The organism is Chryseobacterium sp. C2(2020) (assembly GCF_014218915.1).
In the GTDB taxonomy this organism is placed as follows: domain Bacteria; phylum Bacteroidota; class Bacteroidia; order Flavobacteriales; family Weeksellaceae; genus Chryseobacterium; species Chryseobacterium mucoviscidosis.
On the sequence record NZ_JACLCT010000004.1, the window covers coordinates 43,423 to 63,116 of the forward strand.

The 19,694-nt window shown below is 35.9% G+C and carries 20 protein-coding genes; 12 read left to right on the plus strand and 8 right to left on the minus strand.

Annotated features, from left to right (window positions below; genetic code table 11):
• Positions 1-6: 6 nt before the first annotated feature.
• Both H6W52_RS03600 and H6W52_RS03605 read right to left on the minus strand, forming a co-directional pair.
• Complete coding sequence (locus H6W52_RS03600; RefSeq protein ID WP_123891938.1) at positions 7-609, minus strand: hypothetical protein; 603 nt, start codon at positions 607-609, stop codon at positions 7-9.
• Between the two features lie 18 nt (positions 610-627).
• Positions 628-1,920 (minus strand): phenylacetate--CoA ligase family protein, encoded by a 1,293-nt coding sequence (locus tag H6W52_RS03605; protein ID WP_185216470.1) that lies wholly within the window; start codon positions 1,918-1,920, stop codon positions 628-630.
• A gap of 556 nt (positions 1,921-2,476) precedes the next feature.
• Here H6W52_RS03605 and ileS point away from each other — a divergent pair.
• The 7 genes from ileS (at position 2,477) to trpS (ending at position 9,428) form a co-directional block, all read left to right on the plus strand.
• Entirely contained in the window at positions 2,477-5,866 is a 3,390-nt protein-coding gene (gene ileS / locus H6W52_RS03610) for an isoleucine--tRNA ligase (protein ID WP_116096774.1), read from the plus strand.
• 59 nt (positions 5,867-5,925) lie between these two features.
• The gene (locus tag H6W52_RS03615) at positions 5,926-6,306 is read left to right on the plus strand and encodes a TraR/DksA family transcriptional regulator (RefSeq protein WP_002983772.1); all 381 of its coding nucleotides are present in this window, start codon (positions 5,926-5,928) and stop codon (positions 6,304-6,306) included.
• An 81-nt stretch (positions 6,307-6,387) separates the two neighbouring features.
• Positions 6,388-6,633, plus strand: coding sequence for a DUF6576 domain-containing protein (locus H6W52_RS03620; protein ID WP_087708319.1), 246 nt, complete (start codon positions 6,388-6,390; stop codon positions 6,631-6,633).
• A gap of 17 nt (positions 6,634-6,650) precedes the next feature.
• Entirely contained in the window at positions 6,651-6,842 is a 192-nt protein-coding gene (locus H6W52_RS03625; protein WP_076396253.1) for a DUF2683 family protein, read from the plus strand.
• On the plus strand, positions 6,842-7,480 hold the full coding sequence (locus H6W52_RS03630; protein WP_116096772.1) for a lipoprotein signal peptidase: 639 nt from the start codon (positions 6,842-6,844) through the stop codon (positions 7,478-7,480). Before H6W52_RS03625 ends, H6W52_RS03630 begins: the two co-directional genes overlap by 1 nt.
• A gap of 15 nt (positions 7,481-7,495) precedes the next feature.
• The gene (locus H6W52_RS03635; RefSeq protein WP_108410522.1) at positions 7,496-8,140 is read left to right on the plus strand and encodes a vancomycin high temperature exclusion protein; all 645 of its coding nucleotides are present in this window, start codon (positions 7,496-7,498) and stop codon (positions 8,138-8,140) included.
• 319 nt (positions 8,141-8,459) lie between these two features.
• Positions 8,460-9,428 carry a tryptophan--tRNA ligase gene (trpS, locus tag H6W52_RS03640; RefSeq protein WP_116096770.1) on the plus strand — a complete coding sequence of 323 codons (969 nt, stop codon included), beginning with the start codon at positions 8,460-8,462 and terminating at the stop codon, positions 9,426-9,428.
• A 48-nt stretch (positions 9,429-9,476) separates the two neighbouring features.
• Here trpS and H6W52_RS03645 read toward each other — a convergent pair whose 3' ends face one another.
• The 6 genes from H6W52_RS03645 to H6W52_RS03670 form a co-directional block, all read right to left on the minus strand.
• Entirely contained in the window at positions 9,477-10,067 is a 591-nt protein-coding gene (locus H6W52_RS03645) for a hypothetical protein (RefSeq protein WP_087708312.1), read from the minus strand.
• Between the two features lie 51 nt (positions 10,068-10,118).
• The gene (locus H6W52_RS03650; protein WP_116096768.1) at positions 10,119-10,814 is read right to left on the minus strand and encodes a YjjG family noncanonical pyrimidine nucleotidase; all 696 of its coding nucleotides are present in this window, start codon (positions 10,812-10,814) and stop codon (positions 10,119-10,121) included.
• Between the two features lie 202 nt (positions 10,815-11,016).
• Entirely contained in the window at positions 11,017-11,607 is a 591-nt protein-coding gene (locus tag H6W52_RS03655) for an RNA polymerase sigma factor (RefSeq protein ID WP_087708309.1), read from the minus strand.
• Between the two features lie 195 nt (positions 11,608-11,802).
• Positions 11,803-12,294: a hypothetical protein gene (locus H6W52_RS03660; RefSeq protein WP_116096766.1), complete on the minus strand. Its 492-nt coding sequence runs from the start codon at positions 12,292-12,294 to the stop codon at positions 11,803-11,805.
• 84 nt (positions 12,295-12,378) lie between these two features.
• Complete coding sequence (metK, locus tag H6W52_RS03665; protein ID WP_087708304.1) at positions 12,379-13,659, minus strand: methionine adenosyltransferase; 1,281 nt, start codon at positions 13,657-13,659, stop codon at positions 12,379-12,381.
• 240 nt (positions 13,660-13,899) lie between these two features.
• A complete protein-coding gene (locus tag H6W52_RS03670; protein WP_076396233.1) occupies positions 13,900-14,850 on the minus strand; it encodes a LysR substrate-binding domain-containing protein in 951 nt (316 codons plus the stop codon).
• Between the two features lie 132 nt (positions 14,851-14,982).
• Here H6W52_RS03670 and H6W52_RS03675 point away from each other — a divergent pair, with 132 nt between their 5' ends.
• From H6W52_RS03675 to H6W52_RS03695, 5 genes are all read left to right on the plus strand, one after another.
• Positions 14,983-16,470 carry a catalase gene (locus H6W52_RS03675; protein WP_116096764.1) on the plus strand — a complete coding sequence of 496 codons (1,488 nt, stop codon included), beginning with the start codon at positions 14,983-14,985 and terminating at the stop codon, positions 16,468-16,470.
• 105 nt (positions 16,471-16,575) lie between these two features.
• A complete protein-coding gene (locus tag H6W52_RS03680) occupies positions 16,576-17,343 on the plus strand; it encodes an enoyl-CoA hydratase-related protein (protein ID WP_116096762.1) in 768 nt (255 codons plus the stop codon).
• Between the two features lie 49 nt (positions 17,344-17,392).
• A complete protein-coding gene (locus H6W52_RS03685) occupies positions 17,393-17,815 on the plus strand; it encodes a deoxycytidylate deaminase (RefSeq protein ID WP_076396228.1) in 423 nt (140 codons plus the stop codon).
• Between the two features lie 6 nt (positions 17,816-17,821).
• Positions 17,822-18,736, plus strand: a complete 915-nt coding sequence (gene xerD / locus H6W52_RS03690) for a site-specific tyrosine recombinase XerD (RefSeq protein WP_087708296.1) — start codon at positions 17,822-17,824, stop codon at positions 18,734-18,736.
• A complete protein-coding gene (locus tag H6W52_RS03695) occupies positions 18,733-19,248 on the plus strand; it encodes an NUDIX hydrolase (protein ID WP_087708295.1) in 516 nt (171 codons plus the stop codon). The genes xerD and H6W52_RS03695 overlap by 4 nt, the downstream gene beginning before the upstream one ends.
• The last annotated feature ends 446 nt before the right edge of the window (positions 19,249-19,694 follow it).

The window sequence follows — 19,694 nt, forward strand, 5'->3', positions numbered from 1 at the left end:
TAAAATCTATTTTTTGTTAACATAATGATCTACTTTTAACGCCAACATTTTAGATGTTTTTGCGTAACATTCTGCAATTCGATCATTATTATTTGGAATTCCAATCCCATTATCTCCGGTTGCTTTTATTCCTTCAACAACCATTAAAATATTCGTGGGATTGTCTGATTCTACAAAGGTCATTTTAGAATTCATTTCCGCAGGAATACTGCCAATTCCTCCAAAAATACCTTGAGAAATCCATTTCGGCTCAACAATTAGAGTGTATTTTGTTCTTTTGAAATCTGTAGATGTTTCAATTTTTGTATTCTTATTCCATGAAGCTAAAAACTTATCCTGAAAAGTTTTAGATTTTGAAAATTCCCAGTCATTTTTCCATTTTTCTGCTTCTTTTTTTCCTGCCCTTTTTTCAATCTCCTGCATTCTCTCATTGATATATTGTTCTTCGGTAATTTTCTTTTTAGCAAAAGTAACACCTTCAAATTTGAAAACAACTTTAATGAATTTTTGATCTTTTAAAAAGTTATAATCTCCCGTAATCACTTTTACTCTTTGTGCCATTAAGCATGACGAGAAAGCTACTAAAAATAGAAATATCGTTTTTTTCATGGTTATTTTATTTATCCTTTATCTTAAATCCGCAAACGTTATCGGCTTTCTGCTGTTCGGGTTAAATACCGTTTTAGATAAAACATCAAAATCTATCAGTTCAATTTTCGGACTCACTCTTAATTTTGCCCTGAAATGATCTCTTACTTCATTTACAAAACCCTCGGAATCGCTGTCTGTGCTTACTTTAATGATAATTTCATCCAACCCGATTTCGTTTGACTGAATAACAATCTGATAACAGAGAATCTTATTGAAATCATTTAAAATATCGTTCATTGCAGGCGGATACAACGTTGTGCCTTTGTATTTGATCATCTGCTGTTTTCTTCCGATGACAGGTCCGAGTCTCATTGTATTTCTTCCACATTTACAAGGCTCATAATGTGCTTTTACAATATCTCCTGTTTTAAATCTCAACAACGGAATTGCTTCAACGCCCAAAGTAGTGATCGTTAATTCTCCGCTTTCGCCTTCTTTTACCGGATTTCCTTCATCATCAAGTATTTCAGTAATAATTAATTCAGGATGATGATGTCCGCCAATTTGTTCTTCACACTCTGTAAAAGCGGTGCTCATTTCCGTCGAAGCATACGTTGAGAAAAGTTTAATATTCCACTTTTCTTTAATTTTCTGTGAAAGAATATTATCTGTAAAATCCTGATTTTTGATGCTTTCTCCGATGCACACAGCTCCATAAACACTTGAATTTTTATAGTCAATCCCGTGTTTTTCGGCATAATCGATCATTTTTAGCAAAAAAGACGGAACGGTGATTAAGTATTTCGGTTTGTATCTGAAAATAGAATCCCATTGAAGTTCCGGAATTCCCGACCCCATTCTTACCACGCTCGCTCCCATTTTTCTGAGTCCTAAAAAATAGGCAAGTCCCACCATGAATCTTTTGTCGATCGTGGTAATCATCTGTACTACATCTCCTTTTTTTATTCCGGCACAGGCAAAAGAAATGGCTTCGTTGTAGGCTAATCTTTCAAGATCGTTATCTGACAATCCGAACGTTACAGGATCTCCCAACGTTCCTGATGTTGTGCTATAATCCACAATTTTATCGGGTGTCACACAGAAAAAATCATCGTTATGCTGCTGAATATCGTTCTTCGTTGTGGTCGGAATTTTTTGCAGATCTTCCAAAGTCTGAATATCAGCAATATTAATATTGTTTTCCTTAAATAATCTTTGATAAAAAGGTGAATGGGTCTCAAGATAAACCAAAAGTTCCTGAAGCTTCTGCTCCTGAAACTTTTTTATTTCCTGAATGTCTGATCTTTCGATGGATGGATAAAAGTCCAATGGTTTTTATTTTTAAAGGACAAATTTATTAGTTTATTTTAATTTGTAGCAGATTTTGCTGATTATGCATATTTATTTTCCTGCGGATTTCGATGATGACTTGTTTTTGTTATTATTCGTGAAAAGCATTTTGCGATAATTGTTAACGCAAAGTTCCAGTTCTGCATTCTTTTTATTTTAGAAGGTGAAGGCAAATAATTTGCTTCGCGAAGCCTGAAAATATCGCTTATCAAATAAATTTTGCGTTTAAATTAATAAACGAAAATGTAAGTTTAGGTTAAAACCAATTTGAAATACTACTATTGAAGCGGGCTAAAGCCCGCCCTTATCGATACGCATCCATAAGAAATCAGTGGTATTTGTGAAAACATTCTTGCTATTTGGGTTTAAAAACATTATAATTAACCCCTGATTGTTCACAAAAAATTATTCTTTTCATTTATTTTTCTGAAACAGAAGTTTTTAATAGGAAATATCAAAATAAAACATATATTATAAACCGACAAATTTTAGTAAATTTGCCAACTTAATTAATCAACGATATTGATATATTACAATGAGCCAATTTAAAGAGTACAAAAACCTCAACCTTATTGACGTAGCCGAGAACATCGCAGAATTCTGGAAGCAGAATAAAACTTTCAATAAGAGTGTTGAGATTCGTGAGGGGCAACCTGAGTTTGTGTTTTATGAAGGTCCGCCTTCAGCAAACGGTATGCCCGGAATTCACCACGTAATGGCCAGAGCGTTGAAGGATATTTTCTGTCGTTATCAGACCCAGAACGGAAAGCAGGTTTTCCGTAAAGCGGGTTGGGATACGCACGGACTTCCGGTAGAGCTTGGTGTGGAAAAAGAATTAGGAATCACTAAAGAAGATATTGGCAGAAAAATTTCGATTGAGGATTACAACAAAGCGTGTCGTGAAGCGGTAATGCGTTATACAGATGTATGGAATAACCTTACTGAAAAAATCGGATACTGGGTAGATCTTGATGATCCGTACATCACGTACAAATCAAAATACATGGAAACGGTTTGGTGGCTTCTGAAACAATTGTACAACAAAGATCTGCTGTATAAAGGTTACACGATTCAGCCGTATTCGCCAAAAGCAGGAACCGGACTTTCTTCTGCGGAGTTAAATATGCCGGGAACGTATCACGATGTTTCGGATACTACCATTGTTGCGCAGTTTAAGTTAAAAAAAGAATCTACCGATCTGTTTAATGATGTTGAAGGAGACGTAAACATTCTTGCATGGACGACAACACCTTGGACTTTGCCTTCCAATACGGCTTTGGCTGTTGGAAGAGACATTGAATATGTTGTGGTTAAAACTTTTAACCAGTATACTTTTCAGCCGGTAACTGTTGTTTTGGCAAAAGTTCTTCTGAATAAAAACTTCGGAAAAAAATATGCGGAAGGAACAGATGAAGATTTCGCGAACTACACTTCAGAAAGCAAGACCATTCCTTACCAGATTTTAAAAGAATTTACGGGAGAAAAATTAACAGGAACTCAATACGAACAGTTGGTTCCATGGTTTACGCCAAACGACACACCTGAAAAAGCTTTCAGAGTAATTTTAGGAGATTTTGTAACCACGGAAGACGGAACCGGAATTGTTCACATCGCACCTACTTTTGGTGCGGATGATGCGAAAGCGGCAAAAGAAGCCGGAGTTCCGCCCATGTTGGTAAAAGATGAAAATGATAATCTGGTTCCGCTGGTAGATTTACAGGGAAGATTTATCATGGGAGAAAATGTTCCTGAATTATTCTCAGGAAAATACATCAAGAACGAATATTACGATGAAGGAACTGCACCCGAAAAATCATGGGATGTAGAACTGGCAATTTTGCTGAAAACTGAAAACAAAGCCTTCAAAGTAGAAAAATATGTTCACAGCTATCCACATTGCTGGAGAACAGACAAGCCTGTATTGTATTATCCGCTGGATTCATGGTTTGTGAAAATGACGGCTGTAAAAGACCGTTTGGTAGATTTAAACAAAGAAATCAACTGGAAGCCGAAATCTACAGGAGAAGGACGTTTTGCAAACTGGCTTGAGAATGTAAACGACTGGAATCTTTCCCGTTCAAGATATTGGGGAATTCCTTTGCCAATCTGGAGAACAGAAGACCTTAAGGAGGAAAAGATCATCGGATCTGTAGAAGAATTATACAACGAGATTGAAAAATCTGTAGAAGCAGGATTGATGACTGAAAATCCGTTTAAGGATTTCATCATCGGAGATATGTCTGAGAATAATTATGCGTCTGTAGATCTGCATAAAAATATTGTAGACAAAATCGTTCTGGTTTCAGATTCAGGAAAAGCGATGAAGCGTGAGAGCGACCTGATCGACGTTTGGTTCGATTCCGGTTCAATGCCTTATGCGCAGTTGCATTATCCTTTCGAAAATAAAGAATTAATTGATAATAATAAAGCGTTCCCTGCAGATTTCATTGCGGAAGGTGTTGACCAGACAAGAGGATGGTTCTATACGCTTCATGCGATCGGAACGGCGGTTTTTGATTCTGTTGCTTATAAAAATGTAATGAGTAATGGGCTTGTTTTGGATAAAAACGGGCTGAAAATGTCAAAATCCAAAGGAAATGCAGTGGATCCGTTTGAAACTTTAGCGGTTTACGGTCCGGATGCGACGCGTTGGTATATGATTTCCAATGCGAATCCGTGGGAAAACCTGAAATTCGATATCGAAGGAATTGATGAAGTGAGAAGAAAATTCTTCGGAACATTGTACAACACGTATTCATTCTTTGCATTGTATGCGAATGTGGACGGATTCAATTATTCTGAAAAAGAAGTTGAGAACAGACCGGAAATCGACCGATGGATTCTTTCTGAACTGAATTTGTTAATTAAAGAAGTTAAAGCGTTCTACGAAGATTACGAACCAACAAGAGTAGCAAGAGCGATCAATACTTTCGTGAATGACAATTTATCCAACTGGTACGTAAGACTTTGCAGAAGACGTTTCTGGAAAGGAGATTATTCAGAAGATAAAATCTCAGCTTACCAGACTTTATATACGTGTCTTGAAACGGTTGCTAAATTATCTGCGCCAATCGCTCCATTCTTTATGGATCAGTTGTATCAGGATTTAAATAAAGTAACCGGAAAAGAAACTGCGGAATCGATCCACTTAACGGATTTCCCTGTTGCTGATGAAAGTTTAATCGATCAGGATCTGGTTGAAAAAACGCATTTAGCACAGACGATAACAAGTTTAGTTCTTTCCATCAGACGTGCAGAAAGTTTAAAAGTAAGACAACCTCTTCAAAGAGTGTTGATTCCTGTTTTGGATAAGAAAACAGAAGAGCAGATTTCCGCGGTTGCAGATTTAATTAAGCAGGAAGTAAACGTTAAAGAATTACAGTTAATTAATGCTGAAGAAGCGTCTCACCTAATTATAAAACAGATCAAACCAAACTTTAAAGCTTTAGGTCCTAAATTAGGAAAAGACATGAAAACGGTGGGTGGAGAAATTACCAATTTCACCGCAGAACAGATCTCCACTTTGGAAAAAGAAGGAAAAATTGATGTGCAGGGTTACGAAATCACACCGGAAGATGTGGAAATTTCCACAAAAGATATTCCGGGATGGACGGTAACTTCCGACGGAAAAACCACTGTGGCATTAGATTTGACGCTAACAGATGAATTAAAATCTGAAGGTATCGCAAGAGAATTCATCAACAGAGTTCAGAACCTGCGAAAAGAGAAGGATTTCGATTTGACGGACAGAATTACGATCTCTTTGGAAGAAAACGCTCCTTTCATTGATGACATCAAGAAAAATGAAGAATATATTTCATCCGAAGTCTTGTCAAATAAAATAGAAATTGTATCTTCACTTTCAAATTTTAACGAAATCGAAATAGATGAGGTTAATTTTAAGATAAATGTTGAAAAAAATTAACTTATAGTTATTGTTTTTCAAATTCCATTTCATAATTTTATTAAAAAAGAGAAACGAACATGTCAGACGAAAGAGTAAGATACAGCGATGCTGATTTACAAGAGTTTAAAGCAATCATTAAGGAAAAAATAGAAAAGGCTGAAAAGGATTTACAACTGATCAGAGAAAGTTTTATCAACGATCAGAATAACGGAACGGATGACACTTCCCCTACTTTCAAAGCATTTGAGGAAGGCGCTGAAACATTAAGTAAAGAACAGAATTCTATTTTAGCCGGAAGACAGGAGAAATTCGTACGTGACCTGAAGAACGCTTTGATAAGAATTGAAAACAAAACTTACGGTGTATGCAGAGTAACGGGTAAACTTATTCCGAAGGAAAGACTGTTGGCGGTTCCTCACGCTACGCTGAGCATCGAAGCGAAAAATATGCAGAAATAACCACAAGGTTAGCTACAATAAATTTGGGTTTATATCGTATTTCGAGGAATACTTTATAAACCTAATTTTTAATATCTACCCATGAGCGAATTATTAATTTTAGGAATTATCGTTGCCGTTGTATTAGCATTTTTCAACAGAGACCGGATTAAAAACAGGTTTTTTCCGGATGAAAAACGCAATTACACGATTGACGATCAGTTTAATTCTGATAAACGGGAAAGGGAAAAAGAGATCGACCGTCTTCTGAGCAAGATGGGAAAAAACGGAGTGAATGATCTGTCTGCAAAAGACAGAAAAAGACTCGATGAACTGTCTAAAAAGTAAAATTTAAATTAAAAAAAATGGAATCCATAATAGTCCACACCAAAAACGCAATGGAACTTACTGCCCTGAAAAGTGTTTTGAAAGAAATGAACATTAAGTTCGAAAAATTCCATACCAAGAATACCCATCACAACGAGAAAACGGTAAAGAAGATCGTTGACAAAAGAAACGAAAAGATAGGAAAACCTTACAAACCAAAAGGATTATAATGAAGAAGATAGCATTTGTAACCTTGCTTATTTTATTAATAGATCAGGCTTCAAAAATTTATGTAAAAACGCATTTTAATCTTGATGACAGTATTTCTGTGTTTCCGGGATTTAAATTAACGTTTGTGGAAAACCCGGGAATGGCTTACGGACTTCATTTCGGAGGCATCATCGGTAAATATTTTCTGGTTCTGGTAAGAATTATCCTGATCGGCGGAATGATCTATTTGTTTAAAAAATGGTTACAGCGGGGAGAATCCAATTATCTTCTGATTCCGATGGCAATGATTTTTGCCGGAGCAATCGGAAATCTTATCGACGGAATGTTTTACGGACTTATTTTTGACAGCGGAACAGTTTATGATGAGAGCATCAACAGATGGATCGGGTATGGAGGAATTTCGAAATTCACCAGTTTCGGGGAAGGATATTCTACTTTCATGAAAGGCTGTGTAGTTGATATGCTGCATTTTCCACTGGTAGACTGGAATGTTCCTGAAAGCTGGCCATTGATCGGAGGAAAACATATAGAATTTTTTAAATATATTTTCAACGTAGCCGATTCGGCAATTACAGTGGGAGCTGCTTTATTATTGATTTTCAGAAAAAAAGCATTTCCGAACGGTCTGGAATTTTAAAAGAATATACTGTTGATGAAAAAATTAATTAAAAACATTTTTAAAATTTTCCTGCTTCTTTTTGTGGCAGGAATTATTTTTATTGCCTGGGCGAATTACAGCATTAAAAAAGACAGCGAAGCCCATATATCATACAATATCTCAGAGGTTCCGAATATGAAAACGGCACTACTTCTGGGAACAGGAAAAACACTGAGCAACGGAAAACCTAATGCCTATTTTTATAACCGAATTCAGGCTGCAGCCGATCTGTATAAAAGCGGAAAGGCGAAATACATTATTGTAAGCGGAGACAACAGCCAGAAAAACTATAATGAACCGGAAGATATGCAAATGGCATTAATGGAGTATGGAGTTCCAAAGGACAGCATTTTTCTTGATTTTGCCGGCTTCAGAACACTGGATTCTGTTGTACGCGCGAAGGAGATTTTCGGGCAAAATCAATTAATTATTGTTTCACAGAAATTTCATAATGAAAGGGCGGTATTTTTAGCCCAACAAAACGGCATGGAAGCTTTCGGATACAATGCTCCCGATGTGAATAAATATGCCGGTCTGAAGACGAATCTGAGAGAATATCTGGCGAAAGCAAAAGCGTATCTTGATCTTCTTTTAGGAGTTGAACCGAAGTTTGGAGGAGATAAGATTTCAATTCCTTAATATTTTTTTCTTGCAGATTTTTAACGCAAAGTTTTTAATTTGATAATATACTTTTCTAAGTGTGCAAAGAAGCATCAACAAGTTGATTTGATGAAGCTCCGTTTTCAAGCTTCGTGCAGCAAATTTATTTACCTTTGAATCCTAAAAATAATACGCTTTAAATAAATCTTTGCGTTTAAATTTTCCAAACACAAATAACGCTAATGTTTTTACGAATACCACAAACAATAAAACATAAACATCTCTGTAAATCCATGGAATCTGAGGGAGAATTAATTAAATTTGCAGTTCATTAATTTTTAAATATAAATTTTAAACAATGTCAAGAATTCTTACCGGCATTCAAGCCACCGGAACACCTCACTTGGGAAACTTGTTGGGTGCAATTATTCCTGCGATAGAATTATCGAAACAGGAAGGAAACGAATCATTTTTATTCATCGCGAATCTACATTCTTTAACGCAGATTAAAGACGCGAAAGAACTGAAACAGAATACCTATGAGATTGCTGCGGCTTGGCTTGCTTGTGGATTAGATACCGAAAAAACATTTTTTTACAGACAGAGCGACATCCCTGAAACCTGTGAACTTTCTTGGCATTTATCATGTTTTTTTCCTTATCAGAGATTAACTTTGGCGCATTCATTCAAGGATAAAGCAGACCGTTTGCAGGATGTGAATGCAGGTTTGTTTACGTACCCTATTTTAATGGCTGCAGATATTTTATTATACGATGCGGAAATTGTTCCGGTAGGAAAAGACCAGCTTCAGCATTTGGAAATTGCGCGTGATGTAGCTTCTAGATTTAATAATCAGATGGGTGAAGTTTTTGTTTTACCTCAATCTGAGCTTCAGGAAAACACAAAGTACGTTCCCGGAGTTGACGGACACAAAATGTCTAAATCGCGAGGAAACATCATCAATATTTTCCTGCCTGAAAAGGAACTGAAAAAGCAGGTAATGAGCATTGAATCGGATTCTAAAACTTTAGAAGAGCCTAAAGATCCGGAAAACGATAAAACTTTTGCCATCTATCAACTAATTGCTACTCCGGAACAGACCGAAGAATTAAGAGCGAAATATTTAGCCGGAAACTTTGGTTACGGTCATGCGAAAAAAGAACTTCTGGATCTTATTTTAACAAGATTTGAAAAAGAAAGAGAACTTTTTTCTTATTATATGAACAATCTTGATGAACTGGAAGCAAAACTTCAGGAAGGTGCAGCAAAAACGAGAGTGATTGCTACGGAAACGATGAAAAGAGTGAGAGAAAGTCTGGGAATTTAATAACTTATCATTCAAATAAAATCGGCATTCATTAAAATGAGTGCCGATTTATTTTTTGTGACTTCGAATTTGATTACTATGAATTAATTTTTCTTTTTTAGCAAGATATAATTCGCTGCATCGGCTTCCAAAATCATAGAGAACGGATTCATCAAAATCTATCAGAAAAGTTTTTTTGAATGTCAATTTTGTTATAATCGTGGGCATTTTAATAAGTCTGGACTTATCTAAATCATAATAATTCCATTCCCCTATATAATCATCTGTAAGAAGATTTACACTTGATTCTCCACTTCCGTCGTTATTTGCAGGACCAAACTCGTATCTACTCATTCCAATCAGCCTTATTGTTTTATCTTTTGGTTCGTATCTGAACTGCGCCGAATAACCTGCTCTCATGAAATCAATATAAAATTCAAAACCATTTTTTGTATAACTTACCCCAGTAAAATCACCCGACGTTTCAATTTCTTTACTGTAAATCGGCTTAAAATCTAAAGATGATAATTTACATATAATTTTCAATTTCTGAGTATCAAAATAGACAGAATCCGGGACTCCGTCCTGATCAAGATCTTTTTCCTGAGCAGATATAATATTTGTAATGCTAAAAAACAGCAAAAAAACCAGTCTTTTCATTTATTGTTATTGAATTAATTTTCGGCGGCACCTTTGGTGCCGCCGAAACTTTTATAAATACTCTTTAATCTGCAAAAGATGCGTAATCACTTTCAAGCCTTCTTCGGATTTATTTTCCTTTAAAACATCAAAGAAAATAACATCCATACCAAAATTCTGAGCGCCGACAACATCTGCAACCCAATCATCGCCAATTAAAATACTGTTTTCTTTTGTGGCTTCTGAAAGGTTCAGAGAGTATTCAAAAATTTCAGGACGTGGCTTTCTTACTCCGACTGTATCTGCGCTTGTGATGGTCAGAAAATATTTATCAATGCCGGATAAAATACATTTTCTCTCCGTCACTTCTTTGAAACCGTTGGAAATAATGTGTAAAGTATAATTTTTTGCTTTAAGATATTCCAAAATATATTCTGCCCCTTCTACCAGTTCATTATGATTGAGAATTTTATCTAAGAAATGTTCCTCGAAATACATCGATAATTCCGGATCATCAACCCCAAAATGGTTAAAGGTATCGTAAAAACGGTGTTTTCTGAGATATTCTTTATCAATAATTCCATCGCGGATATCTTCCCAGAGTTTTTCATTGATTTCATGATAAACGGAATGGAATTCTTCAAAATTGATATTATATTTCAAGCCGATTTCTTCCTTCTCAAAAAGATCTTTTATCGTTAAATATGCATTGCGGCGATGATCCCAAAGTGTATTATCGAGATCAAAAAAAATGTGCTGAATTTTCATACAGCACAAAATTAATAATTTTAATTCTTGGATACCGGGTAATTCTTGCCCTTGGCTTTCACTACCTCGACGCTCTTTGAAAAGTTGAGTAAAAACTCAATAGTTTGTTTCTTAGGTTTCAAAGCTTTCACTTTTAAGGGATCATTTTTTTTCATAGGCGAAAATGTTTTCCTTAAAAACGAGAATTTTCCGAAATTATTATCTAGCGTGTTAAGATAATATTATTTTCTTCCATGATTTTTCTCAGGTTGATTAAAGCGTACCGTACTCTTCCAAGTGTAGTGTTAATACTCATGTCGGTATGATCTGCAATTTCTTTAAAACTTAACCCGTCAAAAAATCTTAATTTAATGACTTCCTGCTGATTTTCAGGCAGAAACTGAAGCATTCTTAGAAGATCTTCCTGAATCTGGTTGGTAACCAACTGATCTTCGATATTTTCGGAAGGCTCTCTCAAAAGATCAAAAACAGAATATTCGTCTGTTTCAAAAGTAGTTTCTGAAACTTTCATATTTTTAGATTTTAACCTGAAATGATCGATAATAAGATTGTGAGCAATTCTTTTTGCCCATAGAATGAATTTTCCTTCCTCGTTATAGCGTCCTTCCTTCAGCATAATGATAATTTTCATGAAGGTATCCTGAAATACGTCATTTGCTAAATCTTCATCATTAATTTTGTAAAAAATGAATGTAAACAATTCTCTTTGATGGCGGTGTATAAGGGTAGACAACGCCTCTTCGTCTCCTTTTTGGTAAAGGGAAATTAGTAAACTATCCGATTTTGATTTCATAACTTCTTCTCAATAAATATTGCTGACTATAATTTTTCCAGATATTTTATCTGGCTTCAGCTGTAAATACAAAACAATTCTTCAGAGTAAAGTCGAATCAATAGGCGGATACAATTTTTCTACGGTGTAAATATAATAAATTTTTAATAACTGTTAACCATTTATTAATTTTTTACGAGAAAAATTTAAAAAAACCTATTTAAACATGTCATGAATGAATACAGTAGGGATATTTAGTGTAAAATTAACATTCACCCCTTTCAGTTCTTTACCATTTATTCCGCTGTTTCCGATCGGAAAAGCATAACCTCCGGTAAGATCCAGAATCCCGAAAAGCGTAACGCCTACTTTCGGAGCAAAATATTTATTGGTTCCTTCTGCTCCCATCAGAAAATAATAGGAATGGTTGAAGTCTACATTTTTTTCAAAATTCAGCAAAACATCCGCAGAAATTTTGGGCATAATTGCAAATTGAGAATGCGCAGACCCCATCAAAGCAGAACCTCCCAAACGGTAAATAACATCATCATTTTTTAAGAAAAGCAGCTTCCCTCCTATTTCACCAAAACTCTGGTTCTGGTAAGTATATCCTACACTTATCATTTTATGCATCGTTAACTGTGCTTTTGCAAAGGTGCTCAGGAAAAATACGGAAAGGATTGCGATTGCAGATCTGGCGTTTATCATCTTCAAATTTTATTTAATGTAAAAATAAAAAAAACTGCCTTATCAAAAAGATAAAGCAGCCATTTATATTGTATCTGTTTAAAATTAAATTCCGAAAGAAGCTTTAATCTCTTCGACTTTGTCTAATTTTTCCCATGTAAAGAACTCAAGATTATCCAAAGTAAGCTCATTTTTCTGTCCTTTATTGAAGGTTTTGCTTGCTACATAGCTTTCTCTTCCCATGTGTCCGTAAGAAGCCGTATCCTGATAAATAGGGTTTCTTAGCTTTAAGTTCTGCTCGATTGCGTAAGGTCTCAAATCGAAGATTGTTGAAACTTTTTTAGCAATTTCTCCATCGTTAAGATCTACTTTTGCCGTTCCGTACGTGTTAATGTACAATCCGCAAGGTTCAGCAACCCCGATTGCGTAAGAAACCTGTACCAAAACTTCATCCGCAACTCCTGCAGCTACCAAATTTTTAGCAATATGTCTTGTTGCATAAGCAGCACTTCTGTCTACTTTTGAAGGATCTTTTCCTGAGAATGCACCACCTCCGTGAGCTCCTTTTCCTCCGTACGTATCTACAATGATTTTTCTTCCTGTAAGACCTGTATCTCCGTGAGGACCACCGATTACGAATTTACCGGTCGGATTGATATGATATTTGATCTGATCGTTGAATAACGCTTTAATTTCTTCTGTCTGTAAAGCAACAACTCTTGGAATCAGGATATTTTTAATGTCTTCTCTGATTTTGTTCAGCATTTCTTCTTCAGATCCGAAATCGTCGTGCTGTGTAGAAACTACGATAGAATCGATTCTGATTGGTTTGTGATCGTCAGAATACTCAATCGTAACCTGAGATTTTGCATCAGGGCGAAGATATTTAATTTCTGAATTTTCTCTTCTGATCGCAGAAAGTTCCTTAAGAATAGTATGTGCAAGATCCAGAGCCAAAGGCATATAATTTGCCGTTTCGTTGGTTGCATATCCGAACATCATTCCCTGATCTCCCGCTCCCTGTGCGTTTGCTTTAGCTTCGAAAGACTCATCATTTACCGCTCTGTCTACCCCCTGATTGATATCCGGAGACTGCTCATGGATTGCAGAAATAACCCCGCAAGAATCTCCGTTGAACATATATTCTCCTTTTGTATATCCGATTCCGTTGATAACTTCTCTGGCAATCGTCTGTACATCAAGATAAGCATCCGATTTTACTTCACCCGCCAAAACCACCTGTCCTGTTGTTACAAGAGTTTCGCAAGCTACCTTTGAATTTTTGTCGTATGCTAAAAAGTGATCGATTAATGCGTCGGAAATCTGATCGGCAATTTTGTCCGGATGTCCTTCTGAAACGGATTCAGATGTAAATAAATAAGACATATTATTCTGTTTGTTTTTTAGATTAAAAAATATACGAAGAAAAATAAGAATAAATTGTCTAATGAAGGTCTAAAAAAGAATACTGTTTTAGCATATTTTTATAGAGGTTGCAATCAGGTCAAATTTTTCCTCGTTCGTAAACGTTGGCAAATTTAAGTACTATTTTTTAATACTCAAAATTTTTGTCTACTTATTATCTCTTCTTTAAATTAATGATTTGATGATATTTAACATAAAACACTATTGCGGTTTTATGCTTACAAATTCTTTCGGATTTTCGTGATAATTCAGTTTTTTCTCTAAAGAATTTCTGATAGAATGCGACAACTCATCAATAATCTTCTGCTTAAAGGTCGGTTTGTAGTAAATAATGCTGATTTCTCTGTACGGGAAAGGCTTCTTAAATCTGAAAACATTCTCCTTCTGCACATCTGAAAGCTGATTAAGAGCCAACTCCGGCAAAATACTGATTCCTCCTACCTTATCCACCATGTGAACCAAAGTCTGGATATTAGAAGCGAGAAAATCTAAGTTTTTAGGCTTTAATGTATTTTCTTTTAAATGACAGATATTTTCGAATTGGTTTCTCAGACAGTTTCCTTCTTCAAGCAGCCATACTTTTTCTACATTCAGTTCTTCAGGAACGACATAAGAATTTTTCTTGTTGGCTTCTTTCTCAGAACTGTAGATCATCAATTCTTCATTGAATAAGAAATCCTGATAAAATTCATCTGCCGCATCATAAGGTGTGGAAATAATTCCGGCATCCAACTCTCCTGCTTTCAAAGCTTTGATGATGTTGTCTGTCGTCATTTCCTTTACATTCATCTGGATTTTCGGGTTTTCTTCCAAAAATTTGAAGATTTCCGTAGGCAGGATGAAAGAAGAAACGGTAGGAATAATTCCGATGTTGATGGTTCCTCCTAAAATATTGTTTAAAAGATTGGCTTTATTTTTAAGTTCATTGACAGATTCTATAATCACCTTTGCCTGATCGATGATCTGAAGTCCCACATCTGTGGTACGGATCGGGTGCGTTGTTCTGTCGAAAACCTTCACATCCAGTTCATCCTCAAATTTCTGTATCATTGCACTTAGTGTAGGCTGCGTAATGAAGCATGCTTGAGCCGCTTTCCCAAAATGTTTGTACTTATCAACCGCGATAAGATACTCGAGTTGCTGAATGTTCATCTGATTAATATTATCTATTACAAAGATAAAATGTTTTTGCCATTTGCAATTAAAAATTCAAGTAAATTTGATATTTAGTACCTTTACATAAACAAATACAGTTAAAAAATCATTCACAAAAATCATAAATCTATGGATTCTAAAAAATTAACCTTAAGTAACGGCGCTCCCTATTACGAACATCAGGATTCACAAACAGTCGGTCCAAGAGGTCCGGTATTACTGCAGGATTTTATTTTACAGGAAAATCTTGCTCATTTTGTAAGAGAAAGAATCCCGGAAAGAATTGTTCATGCAAAAGGAACGGGAGCTTACGGAACGTTTACGGTTACCCACGATATTACCCAGTATACAAAAGCAAAATTATTTTCTAAAGTTGGCAATTCATGCAGAATGTTTGCCCGTTTTTCCACAGTAGGCGGAGAGAAAGGAAGCGCAGATACTGCTAGAGATCCGAGAGGTTTTGCTTTAAAATTCTACACAGAAGACGGGAACTGGGATCTGGTTGGAAACAACACGCCGGTATTTTTCATCAAGGATGCGAAAAAATTCCCGGATTTCATCCATACCCAAAAAAGAGTTCCGAAAACGAATCTGAAAAGTGCAACCATGATGTGGGATTTCTGGAGTCTGAATCCTGAATCTCTTCATCAGGTTCTTATCTTAATGTCGGACAGAGGAACACCTTACGGACACAGACACATGCACGGTTTCGGTTCTCACACGTTCTCTATGATCAATGCTCAGAATGAAAGAGTCTGGGTGAAGTTTCATCTGAAATCCAAACAGGGAATTAAAAATTTCACCAATGATGAAGCGGTAAAAATGGCAGGAGAAAATCCTGATTTTGCGCAGGAAGACCTTTGCAATGCCATCGAGGAAGGAAATTTCCCGAAATGGACAATGTACATTCAGGTAATGACAGAAGAACAGGCAAGAGATTTCAGATGGAATCCTTTTGATATTACCAAAGTATGGTTCCAGAGCGACTTCCCGTTAATTGAAGTCGGAGAAATGGAACTGAACGAAGTTCCGGTTAATTATTTTGCGCATGTAGAACAATCTGTTTTCTCGCCGAGTAATTTAATCGATGGAATCAGCTTTTCACCGGATAAAATGCTTCAGGGAAGATTATTTTCTTATCCGGATGCGCACCGATACAGAGTGGGCGTAAATGCTCACCTGCTGGAAGTTAACCGATGTCCTTTTGCGGTTAACAACTATCAGAGAGACGGATTTATGGCAGATTCCAGCCATTATCAGGATAAGCCAAACTATCATCCGAACAGCTTTGATGATATTAAGCCGGATCCTGCCTACAAAAGTTTCGAATATGAACTGGACAGCGCTCATGTAGCAAGTTACAACAGAAATGAAAATGATGACGATCATTACACCCAACCCGGATTATTATATACAAAGGCAATGAATCCGGAAGACAGGCAAAACCTTGTAAATAACATTGTTGGAAGCATGAAAGGAATCACGGGACCGAAAAAAGATGAGATCATTAACAGACAGTTATGTCATTTTTTCAGAGCTAATATTGAGCTTGGAATGAAAGTGGCATCTCAACTGAATGTGGTTATTGATGCAAATATGATGAACCACACGAAATAAGTATCTTAAACAATAATTTCAATCAGAAGGAAAAAAAGTCAATATTTTTTCCTTTTTTTTATAAAAAATTCATAATTTGCACAGAATAATATTTTAAAGTGGAAAATGGGTTACGAAAATATATTATTAAATAAGGAAGATAAAATATCTATTATTACAATAAACAGACCTGAGAGTTTAAATGCACTTAATGCTAAAACAATCAGCGAATTAAGTTCAGCTTTGGACGAGTTAGATTCAGACCAATCCTGCAGAGTAGTTATTCTTACAGGAAGCGGTGAAAAATCTTTCGTTGCAGGAGCAGATATTAAAGAATTTAGTGATTTTGGACAGGAAAAGGCAGAAGAACTTGCCAAAAACGGACACAATACTTTATTCAACAAAATTGAAAATATGACCAAGCCGGTAATTGCAGCCGTAAACGGTTTTGCATTAGGCGGAGGTCTTGAGCTTGCCATGGCTTGCCACATCAGATACGCATCGGAAAATGCAAAACTGGGACTTCCGGAAGTAACTTTAGGATTAATTCCCGGTTACGGAGGAACCCAGAGATTACCGAAGCTTGTAGGAAAAGGCATTGCCAATGAAATGATCTTCTCTGCCAAAATGGTTCCTGCTGCAAAAGCAAAAGAAATCGGACTGGTAAATGAAGTATATCCAATAGAAGAATTATTAAACAAAACAAAAGAATTAGCCAACGTTATTGCCTACAATTCACCAATGGCAATTTCCAAAGCAATTCAAGCTGTAAACTTATCGGACACGGATAAAGGTTTTGAAACTGAGATTAAATATTTCGGAGAGCTTTTTGAAATGGACGACAAAAAAGAAGGAGTTTCTGCTTTTCTTGAAAAAAGAAAGCCAAGCTTCTAAACTTTTTACCCTTAATACAAATTATTTCGAAACAAACAAATGCGGCGGTATGAATAAGTTTGACAAAGCTTATCTAAAAATGGCTCAGGAATGGGCAAAACTTTCCTACTGTAAACGAAAACAAGTAGGAGCTCTTATCGTAAAAGATAGGATGATTATTTCAGATGGTTATAATGGTACTCCTTCAGGATTTGAAAACTGCTGTGAGGACAATGACGGCAAAACACACTGGTACGTACTTCATGCAGAAGCGAATGCTATTTTAAAACTGGCAGCTTCCACGCAGTCTGCAAAAGGCGCAACACTGTATTTAACGCTCTCACCCTGTAAAGAATGCAGTAAGCTCATTCTTCAGGCGGGAATCACCAGACTTGTCTACATCAATGAATATTCAGACGACGACGGGATATCATTTTTAAGAAACCACAATATTGAAATAGAACAAATTTCGGAAAGTGAACTAAAAAAATAACACAACATGACTTGGGATGAAAAAATTAAGGATTTTGAGATCTTTCTTCGATTCGAGAGAAACTTTTCAGAAAACACTCTCGACGCCTATATTCGAGACATCAAAAAACTAAAAGAATACGCAGAAGAAGATCTGGGCAACGTCGGACCGGATACTATAGGCTACGAAAATCTGCAGGAATACATTTTCAATCTTTCCAAACAAAAATTTAGCGAAAGATCTCAGGCGAGATGGATCTCTTCCATTAAAGCATTCTTCAAATTTTTACTGGAGGATGAATACCGCGAAGACAATCCGGCTTCTTTGCTTGAAGGTCCTAAACTGGGTCTTTACTTACCGGATACCTTAAGCCTGCCCGATATCAACAAGATTATCAGCGCGATTGAGGTAAATTCCGACCTTGGAAAGAGAAATCAGTGTATTATCGAAGTTTTGTACGGATGCGGACTCCGTGTTTCGGAACTTATTGATCTGAAAATTTCCAATATCAATTTTAAAGAGCAATATATTAAGGTAAACGGAAAGGGAAACAAAACACGTTTCGTTCCTTTAGCAGATTATACGGCAGATCTTTTGGAAAATTACATTCAGGAAGTACGTTCTAAAAGTAAAATTAATAAGAAATACGAAGACACTTTATTCCTGAACAGTCGCGGAACATCGATGTCCAGAGTAATCGTATTTTTAATTATAAAAGAATTAACAGACAAGGCGGGTGTAAGCAAAAAAATATCACCGCATACATTCAGACATTCTTTTGCAACCCATTTGCTTCAGAATGGTGCAGATCTTCGTTATATTCAGGAAATGCTCGGACATTCCAGCATTACGACGACAGAGATCTACACCCACCTGAAAACAGAGGAGCTGCGTGATGTGATCTTGTCTTATCACCCGAGAAATATTAATGTAACTCAATGAAAATACTGAAATATTGCCCCAACTGCGGCAAAGAATCTTTACAGTGGGATGGAGAAAGAAAATGGAGCTGCCAAAACTGTGGTTTCACATTATACAACAACGTTGCCGGAGCGGTAGCTGTGGTAATAAGATATAATGATGAAATTTATCTTACAAGAAGAAACAGAGATCCTAAAAAGGGAAAACTCGATCTTGCAGGAGGTTTTGTAGATCCGAAGGAAAGTGCAGAAGAAACCTGTAAAAGAGAACTTTTTGAAGAGCTGCAGCTGGTTGTTGATATTTCAAATTTAAAGTACTTAACGAGCCTTCCAAACGTCTATCAGTACAAAGAGATTGATTATAATACCATTGATCTTTTTTATGAATACCGCGTTCCGGAAAAATTTGAAGTGAATCTTGAATTGTCTGAAATTTCAGAAGCAGTCTGGATTCCTTTAAAAGAACTGAATCTCGAGGATATCGCTTTTGATTCTCAGAAAAAGTTTTTTGAAGAGTACCTGAAGAATATTTAATATTCCTGAAATATATTTCTCCCGCAGATTTTACAGACATCTACTAAATATGTAAAATTTGCGGGAGATTTTTTATGCTTTTGCTTTGCATGATCAACATAAATTAAACTCAGTTCAGGATAAGAAATAAATTTAAAAAATTGATTTATAGCGTTGTATTATTTTATCGCAAAGAAAAACAAAAGATTTTTTTTAATTATTAAAAGTTGGTAAGCTAAACAAAGGCACTTCGTTTATTTAAAAAAGACAAAAATGGTATTACTTGGATAAGTTTTACGCCTTTGTATATCTTAAAAACTGAATTCCTGATAATTGAATTTCTTTGTTTAACCTTGCGGTTAAGAAGACTTATCTCGAACTCTGGTTAAATTAAAGATTCTTAAGTTGATTTTCAAAATCTGATTATTTTATCGCAAAGGAAAACGAAGAAGTATTGTATTCTATGA

Coding starts and splice junctions, on each gene's coding strand:
- H6W52_RS03600 (WP_123891938.1), bottom strand. CDS start 609: ATGAAAAAAACGATATTTCTATTTTTAGTAGCTTTCTCGTCATGCTTA.
- ileS (WP_116096774.1), top strand. CDS start 2,477: ATGAGCCAATTTAAAGAGTACAAAAACCTCAACCTTATTGACGTAGCC.
- H6W52_RS03615 (WP_002983772.1), top strand. CDS start 5,926: ATGTCAGACGAAAGAGTAAGATACAGCGATGCTGATTTACAAGAGTTT.
- H6W52_RS03620 (WP_087708319.1), top strand. CDS start 6,388: ATGAGCGAATTATTAATTTTAGGAATTATCGTTGCCGTTGTATTAGCA.
- H6W52_RS03625 (WP_076396253.1), top strand. CDS start 6,651: ATGGAATCCATAATAGTCCACACCAAAAACGCAATGGAACTTACTGCC.
- H6W52_RS03630 (WP_116096772.1), top strand. CDS start 6,842: ATGAAGAAGATAGCATTTGTAACCTTGCTTATTTTATTAATAGATCAG.
- H6W52_RS03635 (WP_108410522.1), top strand. CDS start 7,496: ATGAAAAAATTAATTAAAAACATTTTTAAAATTTTCCTGCTTCTTTTT.
- trpS (WP_116096770.1), top strand. CDS start 8,460: ATGTCAAGAATTCTTACCGGCATTCAAGCCACCGGAACACCTCACTTG.
- H6W52_RS03645 (WP_087708312.1), bottom strand. CDS start 10,067: ATGAAAAGACTGGTTTTTTTGCTGTTTTTTAGCATTACAAATATTATA.
- H6W52_RS03650 (WP_116096768.1), bottom strand. CDS start 10,814: ATGAAAATTCAGCACATTTTTTTTGATCTCGATAATACACTTTGGGAT.
- H6W52_RS03655 (WP_087708309.1), bottom strand. CDS start 11,607: ATGAAATCAAAATCGGATAGTTTACTAATTTCCCTTTACCAAAAAGGA.
- H6W52_RS03660 (WP_116096766.1), bottom strand. CDS start 12,294: ATGATAAACGCCAGATCTGCAATCGCAATCCTTTCCGTATTTTTCCTG.
- metK (WP_087708304.1), bottom strand. CDS start 13,659: ATGTCTTATTTATTTACATCTGAATCCGTTTCAGAAGGACATCCGGAC.
- H6W52_RS03670 (WP_076396233.1), bottom strand. CDS start 14,850: ATGAACATTCAGCAACTCGAGTATCTTATCGCGGTTGATAAGTACAAA.
- H6W52_RS03675 (WP_116096764.1), top strand. CDS start 14,983: ATGGATTCTAAAAAATTAACCTTAAGTAACGGCGCTCCCTATTACGAA.
- H6W52_RS03680 (WP_116096762.1), top strand. CDS start 16,576: ATGGGTTACGAAAATATATTATTAAATAAGGAAGATAAAATATCTATT.
- H6W52_RS03685 (WP_076396228.1), top strand. CDS start 17,393: ATGAATAAGTTTGACAAAGCTTATCTAAAAATGGCTCAGGAATGGGCA.
- xerD (WP_087708296.1), top strand. CDS start 17,822: ATGACTTGGGATGAAAAAATTAAGGATTTTGAGATCTTTCTTCGATTC.
- H6W52_RS03695 (WP_087708295.1), top strand. CDS start 18,733: ATGAAAATACTGAAATATTGCCCCAACTGCGGCAAAGAATCTTTACAG.